This is a genomic window from Streptomyces sp. NPDC007162 (assembly GCF_040634175.1).
GTDB lineage: Bacteria > Actinomycetota > Actinomycetes > Streptomycetales > Streptomycetaceae > Streptomyces.
Genome location: NZ_JBEYFC010000752.1, coordinates 1 through 3313, shown reverse-complemented (window position 1 = coordinate 3313; position 3313 = coordinate 1). Strand labels below are relative to the sequence as shown.

Genomic DNA, 3313 nt, shown 5'->3' with positions numbered 1-3313 from the left:
CGCTACCATGGGTGATATGACAAAGACGGAAGTCGGCACTGGCACTGGCAGGCGGGTCTCCGAGGCCCGGGAACGGCTCCTGAGGACCGCCGGGCAACTCTTCTACGCGGAAGGCATCCACACGGTGGGCGTCGACCGTCTGGTCGCCGAGTCAAAGGTCACCAACGCCACCTTCTACCGCCACTTCCGCAGCAAGGAGGACCTTGCCGTCGCCTACATCGGAAGCGTCGACCAGGCGATCCGCACCCAGATCGGCTCCCTGACGGGCGCGGACGCGCCGGCCGACGGCATCCTTACGGGCATCGGTGCGTCCCTGGTCGAACAGATCCGCTCGCCGGGTTACCGCGGCTGCGCCTTCCTCAACGCAGCCACGGAATTCCCCGATCCCGACCACCCGGTCCACCGTGCCGTCGTACAGCACCGCGCGTGGTTCCTCCACACGATCACCGGGCTGTTCGCCCAGATCACGACCGCACAAGCGGAGCGCGCCGGGCAGCACTTCGTCATGCTCCGCGACGGCGCGATGAGCGCCGGCCACCTCGGCGATCCCGTCCTCGCCGGTGAGACCTTGCTGCGCGGCATCGAAGGGCTGCTGCGGATCCACACCGCCCGTGGGCCCGACGAGAGCACCGCCTCCGGGCCCGGCCGGACCCGCTCGGCGACGACAGTCCCCGACATCGAGTGCTCGCCGCCCCGCCCGTAACCGCGCTCGGGCCACGACCGGCCGCGTTTGAACTCCGAGTGGACCGACGAGCGGTCCACTGCCGGAGTGCAAGGCGCGCAAAAAGGCCCACGGTCGCGTGGGGACCAGGGCCTCAACCACCTTCCTGGCGGCCTGCACACCTCCCCGTACACGCTGACAGCTCCCGTCCTGTGAACCGAGGAGGGAGCTGTCAGGTCGCGTCGGCGTATGCCTTCGACGGGCTATGCGTGACGGTGCGAGTGCCGGTTGCCGGTGACGAGGCGGTAGAGCACCAGCAGGATGAGGGAGCCGACGATGGCGGCGATCCATGTGGACAGGTCGAAGAACCCGTCGATGGAGTCAACACCGAAGATCACCTTGCCGAGCCAGCCGCCCAGCAGACCGCCGACGATGCCGATGAGCATGGTGACGATGATGCCGCCCGGGTCCTTGCCCGGCATCAAGGCCTTGGCGATGGCGCCGGCGAGCAGGCCGATGATGATCCACGCGATGATGCCCATGTTGCGTCTCGCTTCCTCGAATAAGGGCTGTGTCAGCTCATCGTGTGCACCGATGACGCCCGAACAAACGTCTCATCCGGGTCACGGCCATCCCTTGCCGGTGCCGCCTGTTCAGAAATCCAGGGCCGCGCAGCGCAGACGCTTGAGGCGAGAGTAAGTCCTTTGTCGTGCCCGGAGGGTTCGCATGATCGGCGTCAGGTTCTCGGCGACGACGTCGCGGACGTGCCGCATCCCGCGGCCGACCTGTGAGCGGGTCAGGCGGATTGCGGCCATGAGCTGGCAGGTGTGCGGGCCGGCGGGGCGTGCTTCCATCAGGGCGACGCGGACCAGGTCGCCATAGTGCGCGTCCAGGGGCTGAGCCTCTGGCGTCGACGGGGATGAACTCGCGGTTGCCGAGCGCCCGTTCGAGCCAGTCCGCCGCCGCGCGTACCCGACCGATCTGGGGGCCTGGCACGCGTCGGAAGGGATGTGTCATGAGGTTTCGCGACGAATGGCCGGTGGATCACAGGCTGGCGACGGTCTACCGGTACGCCACCGGTCCGCGGCAGGGCGACTGAGCCGACGGACGGTCAGCCACACCACGATCAGGGTGGGCCTGCCCCGGTCGGGTACGGCCCCCGGCCCGGTCCCCCGGGCCGGGTGGCGCTCACCGCTCCCGGCCCCCGCCCTCCGCCAGGGCCGCCACCCGGCGCAGGACGCCTGGGCGGCCCCGGCCGGGAACGGTCCACAGCTCGTGGCCGCGCAGGCCCCAGCGGACCAGCAGTTCGTTGGCGGCGAGGAAGCCGCTGGTGGCGGCCCGTTCCATCAGGGCCACCGGCAGGCCGGTGCGGACCGTGTCGCCCGCGACGACCAGGCCGGGCGTGGGGGTGGTGACCGTGGGCCGGTCCGCGTGGCCGCCCACCGCGAACAGAGGGCAGTCGGCCCGCCACTCGTGACGGGCGTCGACCACCCGCGCCCGGGCCGTCTCCGGGTAGAGCCGGTGCAGCTGTCCGAGCAGCTCCTTCTCCGTGGTCTCCCGGCCGGCGTCCTCGGGCACGGCGTAGGCGTGCAGTTCGACAACCGAGCCGCCGGTGCGGGCCGCCCACCGGGCCGCCTCGCCCTCCCAGCCGCTGAGCACACTGACGTTGTCCAGCGCCCCGTAGCCGCTGGTGCCGAGGAAGCCCGGCCGGTCCGCGCGCACGGGCCGGTCCAGCCACAGGCGGGACACCAGGAACGGCGGGGCGGTACGCAACCGCCCCACGCCCTCGCGCCATTCGGCGTCCCCCAGGTCGCCGCAACGGCCCACCAGGCCCCGCAACCCCGCCGGGTCGAGGGCGAGCACGACCCCGTCGTACAGCTCCTCGCCGCTCGCGGTGGCCACGCCGTAGCCGCCGGACGGCAGGACGCTGACGCCCTCCACCGGCGTGTTCGTGCGCACGCGCGCGTGGAGCCGTTCCAGGCGTGCGGCGATCGGGTCCCACAGCGCCTGCGGGAACGGCTCCCGGGGCACGTCGAACAACAAACCCTCCGCCGAGCCGAGGAAGTAGATGTGGAACATCAGCGCCATCTCCGCCGCCGACAGCGTCCGGGGATCGGCGAAGAAGCTGCGGGAGAACACCTCGAAGGCCAGGTGCCGGGCCGCCGACGGGAAGCGGATCTCCTCCAGGAAGTCGTACGCGCTGACGTGGTCGAGCCGCTCGTACACCTCCGGAACCCGCACGTCGAGCAGCGGGAGCGCCGCACGCGGGCGCATCCGGACCAGGTCGCGTGCGGAGAACGACTCGCTCAGCGCCACGAACCCGAGGGCACTCAGTGGAGGCGTGCGCGGCACATGCCGGAAGCTGTCCTGCCGGCCGCTGCCGTGGCGCAGCGGATAGTCGGGCAGCCGGGTGAGGCGGGCCAGGACCGGATCGGTGCGGCGCAGCAGGGCCCGCAGGTTGTAGTACTGCCGGAAGAACGCGTGGAAGCCCCGACTCATCGTCACCGTCGTGCCGTCGGCCAGCCGCGTGGACCATCCGGCCAGCCTGCCGCCGAGCTGGCCGGGTTGGTCTGCCAGTCGGCGGCGACGGAGGCCATCTTGGAGCCGGGCAGCGCCTGGACGAGCCCGTAGGCGCCGGAGGAGGGGTTGACC

Annotated in this window: 3 protein-coding genes; 1 reads left to right on the top strand and 2 read right to left on the bottom strand. The window is 71.3% G+C overall.

The features are described 5' to 3' along the window. The first annotated feature begins 7 nt into the window (after positions 1–7). Positions 8–703 (top strand): TetR/AcrR family transcriptional regulator, encoded by a 696-nt coding sequence (locus ABZ646_RS43345; protein WP_360532353.1) that lies wholly within the window; start codon positions 8–10, stop codon positions 701–703. Between the two features lie 221 nt (positions 704–924). Here the strand turns inward: ABZ646_RS43345 and ABZ646_RS43340 are convergent, their stop codons facing one another. Both ABZ646_RS43340 and ABZ646_RS43335 read right to left on the bottom strand, forming a co-directional pair. Then, on the bottom strand, positions 925–1203 hold the full coding sequence (locus ABZ646_RS43340) for a GlsB/YeaQ/YmgE family stress response membrane protein (RefSeq protein WP_046731373.1): 279 nt from the start codon (positions 1201–1203) through the stop codon (positions 925–927). 646 nt (positions 1204–1849) lie between these two features. Further along, a partial coding sequence (locus tag ABZ646_RS43335; RefSeq protein WP_360532350.1) for an FAD-dependent oxidoreductase occupies positions 1850–3313 on the bottom strand: 1464 nt, incomplete at its 5' end.

What these genes read in the sequence shown, in the direction of transcription:
- ABZ646_RS43345 (WP_360532353.1), top strand. Translation starts at nt 8, where the DNA reads ATGGGTGATATGACAAAGACGGAAGTCGGCACTGGCACTGGCAGGCGG.
- ABZ646_RS43340 (WP_046731373.1), bottom strand. Translation starts at nt 1,203, where the DNA reads ATGGGCATCATCGCGTGGATCATCATCGGCCTGCTCGCCGGCGCCATC.